At 32.8% G+C, this 5,243-nt stretch carries 6 protein-coding genes; all 6 read right to left on the reverse strand.

Annotated elements, in window-relative coordinates; translation table 11 throughout:
- On the reverse strand, positions 1–1,502 hold a 1,502-nt coding region (locus tag QZL64_RS00345; protein ID WP_296309064.1), incomplete at its 3' end, for a hypothetical protein.
- A 79-nt stretch (positions 1,503–1,581) separates the two neighbouring features.
- Complete coding sequence (locus QZL64_RS00350; RefSeq protein ID WP_021840073.1) at positions 1,582–3,645, reverse strand: hypothetical protein; 2,064 nt, start codon at positions 3,643–3,645, stop codon at positions 1,582–1,584.
- Positions 3,646–3,648: 3 nt separating this feature from the next.
- Positions 3,649–3,867 (reverse strand): hypothetical protein, encoded by a 219-nt coding sequence (locus QZL64_RS00355; protein WP_021840074.1) that lies wholly within the window; start codon positions 3,865–3,867, stop codon positions 3,649–3,651.
- Between the two features lie 65 nt (positions 3,868–3,932).
- Positions 3,933–4,469, reverse strand: a complete 537-nt coding sequence (locus QZL64_RS00360; RefSeq protein WP_021840075.1) for a hypothetical protein — start codon at positions 4,467–4,469, stop codon at positions 3,933–3,935.
- Positions 4,470–4,471: 2 nt separating this feature from the next.
- Positions 4,472–4,801, reverse strand: a complete 330-nt coding sequence (locus tag QZL64_RS00365) for a hypothetical protein (RefSeq protein ID WP_296309066.1) — start codon at positions 4,799–4,801, stop codon at positions 4,472–4,474.
- A 34-nt stretch (positions 4,802–4,835) separates the two neighbouring features.
- Positions 4,836–5,048 carry a hypothetical protein gene (locus QZL64_RS00370; RefSeq protein WP_021840077.1) on the reverse strand — a complete coding sequence of 71 codons (213 nt, stop codon included), beginning with the start codon at positions 5,046–5,048 and terminating at the stop codon, positions 4,836–4,838.
- Between the last annotated feature and the right edge of the window lie 195 nt (positions 5,049–5,243).

Here is a 5,243-nt window from a genome sequence, read left to right on the forward strand (position 1 = left end):
GATACCATTTCTTCAATCTTCGCAAGTAATTGAATGTACGTATTAATAGTATTAGACATACTTGCATCAATAGAAGTCCATTGATTGTATGGTGATGGTTTACCACCCTCTCTACCAGGAATGTCCCAACCTTCTTCGTACGGATTGACAAATGCTACACCAAGTGCCCCTAAGTAATGCATCCACTTGTCAACATCTATACCCATACTTTTTGGTATTTGAGTAACATCTATTACAGGTATTTTTCCTTTATCTCTAGCTATTGCCATTTCAAGACGATACCAGAGTATGATATACATGTATTGTAATGGTTTCATGATAGCAACTAATGATTTAGCTTTAGTATTTGTATTACTATAAGCTGCACCAGTGTATGGTAATTTAGCACTATTTAAATTGTCTCCTCTACGGAATTGGTACTCTAATGGTTGCATACCAAAGTAAAGATCATCACCTGCTCTATATCCTTCCCATGCTTCAATGATCCATTTCCATTCAACATTGATTTCTTCACCAGTAGGTTTATAGTATTCATCTACTTGTATTTCATCTGGCATACCTGTTTCAGGATCTATTATTGTAACAAAGCCTATCTTTTTGAGTGATTTCCAACATACATGATAAACTACAATATTATCTGGATCTCCATAAGGATTATGATCTGGTAATTTATTATATGATTTTAAGTTATAATGAACAAAATCATCTACTGGGCTTTTATCTGGACCAAATCCTGCTGTAGGCTTTTGATCTACTATTTCTAACAATTCATTTAATTGCTTTTCATCCAGTTTATCATAAAACTGATCATATATTTGGCTCCATGACATTAATGATCTATAACAACACCAAGATGCATCGTGAATGAATTCAATTCCTTCTTCTGCAGGATATTTAAAATCTTTAGGATTAATTCTTTTAATAACTGGTTCACCATTTCTAATTCCTACATAGTACTCTTCAAGTCCTGCAACAAGTGCATCTTTAAAGCCTTTCATAAATTCATGGGAAATGTTTTCTTTCTTAAGTAAGAATAATAGACTTTGATATGCTGTTGTTTCTGCTGCATCTTTGTAATCCTTTGTTAAATACTTCTGTATTTGTTCTGGTGTTTGAATTTCGCCTGTTTGTAATCCTTCTTGAAATCTAGCTTGATCTTCTGGGCTTAATTTAGCAAGCATAGCAGCTTGCATATAATTCAACAGCATCTGTTTAGCTTTGTCTTGTACTTCACTACTAGCAATATCACTAGTACGGCACACTCTAAAGTTAAATGGACGTTTTGTTTCTTCACCTAATAATAGATCTACTTTTGGACGTATGATATTATAATCCTGTGCCATTGCTGGAAAGCCATCATCTTGATTGAAAGGATTTGTAACATACTTTAGGTCTTTTTCATTGTATATACTATTATATAAATCATAATAGCTTTGCATTTCTTCTTCATCAGGTATACTTTCGGACGAAGCTATGCCAGATATTCCAATAATGTAATCCACGCAGTCTTTTCGCCATTCTTCGGTTTTTTTACTGAGTGGTAGTCTTTGGATAGGAAATGAGTTGACTGTTCTTTCCATATTAATTAGTAAACATAAATGTGGTTGTGTTATTATTTAAAGGCGTGAATGTAAATGAATCATCTGTATTCTTAAACAACGGTTTATCAAACAATCTCATTTTCTTTTCAACATCCTCTTTCTTCTTTACTTGTATATTATACAATTGTTCTCTATAGACCATTACCTGCATAAATGCCATAACCCTATCAAAGTTTCCTTTGTCATTATATTGAATAAGTTCTTCAAGGAATGGTTCAGATAGTACAGTATTTAAACCTAATTGCTTTTGATCTCTAAGTTCTTCCAGCCATTCTTTGATCTTACCTTCTCCCCAAAGTTTGATCTCTCTATTCATATGACATCCTTTTCGTCTATTTACTGTAGAATTATTAACAATATCTTTAATGATGTCTGGTTGATCAGCAAGTAAATGGCTACAATGTTTGTTATTGAAATAAGTAAATAAACCAGTGTTTTGGTTTTCTACCATTGCTTTTGCATTGTAGTAAATAAGTAACTTACGAACATTTTCATAAAACTCTTCAGCAGTTTTTGGCCTACCTGTATATTCTGCTACAATGATATCTGAATATGATTCAAAGTCTTGAAAACGTTTATATATAAAACAAGAACCTAATGAATTAGTACCTGATTGATCGTGATCATATGGGTCAATACCAGCTATATATAAACCAAATGGTGCATCTTTAACTGGGTGTTCCCATATAACTATTTTACCAGTAGGATCAGAATTCTTTGGTAATGGGAATTCGGTTATGTCTCCTGTTTTCTGTATATTCCAAATTATCTCTCCATTAACCAAAGTAAGTGTACCTACTTGTTTGTGATTTTGTAACTTAGTATTAGTTCTTATCCTTGCTAATTGTTTTTGTAATTCTTTCTTTGGAAATATGTTACCAGATAATTCAGTAAATGCTTCTGCTGGTGATTCAGAGTGTTCTGCTACATATCTATCTATTTGTTGAGAACTAGTAGCTTCTTTTAATTCTTCTTCACGTAGATTTAAAATAAACTGTCTTGCTTTGTCATGAAGAGTATTACCATCCTCATCCATATACAATCGTTTACCAGTTTCATCACGTATATCCAAATTAGTGTGTTGAGGTATAAAGAAGCCACATTCCTTACTCTGGATACCATCATCCCATATATTTTCAAAACCTATGCAATTGTACGATTTAGGGTTATAAAATGCTTCACGTAATGTCATTACTGCAGGACCTTCGTCACCACCAGTACCGAACATAATCATGAGACCAAAAGCAACGCCATCTTGTTCTACAGATGGTCTAGCAATTTGCCATGCTGCTTTAAGTTCTGGGAAAGTACCTGCCTCTTCCCAAAGTATTAACATACCTGCTTTACCACGTACAGCATCTGGGTTATCTTTCAATGATACACCTATTATCTCTGATTTGTAACCAACTTCAATTTTATTACCAAAGTTATCAGTTACAATCATAGAAGCTCTACGACGCATGCTAGTGTTTACAGCTTGTCGTTTTTTACCCCATGCAGTGTTTTCATCTATAAAGTCCATGTAATCCCAAGCCTTAGTAAGGATACCATCATCAGTAAGATACTGTTTATTTGATGCATATACATAAGACTTAGAACCAGGTATCAAAAAGAAATTACGACAAAGCATAGAACCACCTTTATAGGAATAACCCTTACGTCTAGCTTTTGCTACACACAAGTGTTTACCTTGATCTTGTGCACTTTCAATAGCTTGAAAATAGTAGTAATCATAATCATAAAAGTCTGGAAATGCTAATTCTCTTACTTTGATTAACTCTTCTTGCCCTTGTTTATTCTTTTTATTTTTATATACAATTCTTTGAATTGGGCAATAGTTTAAATAAAAATAGTTATACCCAGTGATGTAGTCCCCATCATCTGCAGTATAACCATTAATGCATCTATCGGCCTCTGTTTCCCAAAAATTGAAATACTCTGATGTACCTTTTGGGAAGGAACAATAAGACCCCGACTCTATATAAGTTAGCGCCGGGGTTCTGAATTTATTAGAATTTTTGATTTTCTTTGTGAAATCAATCATAAATTACTTTCTTCGTTTAAACAGGTTCTTAATTTTCTGCCATAAACTAGTTTTAGTAGTGTGATTATTTTCTGTTTTTTCATCCATGTGTGATATAGCATAAGCAGCAGCTTCAGCTAAATCTCTTTCTTGCTCTGCTTTCATGTTGTTATATACCTCAGTAAAGTCAAAAATAATCATTGTCGGTTTAGTATTCTTTTTACTAGTTTTAGTCTTAGCCATAATTGCAATTTCTTTAAGCCCTTAACGGGCAGGTTTTTATAATGTCTTTTATTGTGTCGTAGTTTCTACAACTTCTTTTTTGGTAATTCAAATGGGTTCATTTCTCCACCGCCTCTAACTTTGCTATTCTTAATCTCTTCTGCTCTTACTTGAGATTTAAGTTTCACAATTGATTCTATTACTCCAGCCATATTCTTAGCACCATCTGTAAGCTTTTTAATAGAATCTAAATCCATTTCGTCATCTTTAGATAAGTGATAGTATTTAGCAGCACCTTCAAGTTTCAATAGTAATCCATCTAACATATACTCAAGTAAGGAGTATGTTCTACTTTTCCAACTATCTTCTGCTTGTATTACTATTTCTGGTAATTCATAGTTTTCATTTCCAAATAGTTCTTTCTTTAATGTAGGTTCTATTAGATCTCTCTCCATAGTTTCTACATAAGGAGAATCATATTTGTTTTTAAGTACTATGTACCATAAGTATTTTGTTGCTAAATCTTTATCTTTAAATGAATCCCAAAGTTTTTTAAATGGTGGAATGGCCAACATGTCTGGATGTATGACCACTTGTCCACCAACTATATCCGCTAAATTCATTTTTAGGCTCTCGTAACACAAGGTTTGCAACAATCGCAATCCTTCATATTACAATTTTGATCGTATTCTTTATTCAATTTATAATTATTATAAAAATCTTCATTTCTTATAATAACAAAATCTCTAACTTTTCTTCCATCTTTAACCGGTACTTCTTTTTCTCTATAACCAGCATAGAGAACCAAGATTACATCACCAGCTTTTACATCATATTCTTTTTCATTAGCTACAAAGGTACCATCTTCCTCAATTACCCAAGCCCAATCAATATTTAAGTAATGATTACTAATAGTATCAAAATTCTTAATATCGTTATCCTTCATTGTTAACAATGAGCTGCTACCTGTATAAATATACGTATTCATATTAATCTAAATTTATTTTAATGTATCTGTTTTTATAATGTCTATTCAATGCATCTACTGCTTCTTGTTTAGTATAAAATGCATTAACATACTCTGGATTTTTACTGTACTGATTGATTATCTCCTTCAGTTGCTCCGCTTTCTCGTCCCTGTTCTGCATTCTCATTTTCTTCTTTTTTATCAGTTGAACCAAATCCACCACCACGATCTTCACCTGATAATTCCTCTACGATTACAGGCTCCATCTTCGGATAAGGCATTACTACTAACTGAGCAATCTTTTCACCTGGTTGATAAATTGTAGGAAGAGCATCTGTAGTAATCTTAAACTTAACAAGAATCTCACCTTTATAACCCTTTATTAAGGTGTTGTTATATTATAAGGCTCTTTATCCTTATATTTCTACAG

The organism is Veillonella sp. CAG:933 (genome assembly GCF_000431435.1).
GTDB lineage: Bacteria > Bacillota > Negativicutes > Veillonellales > Veillonellaceae > Veillonella_A.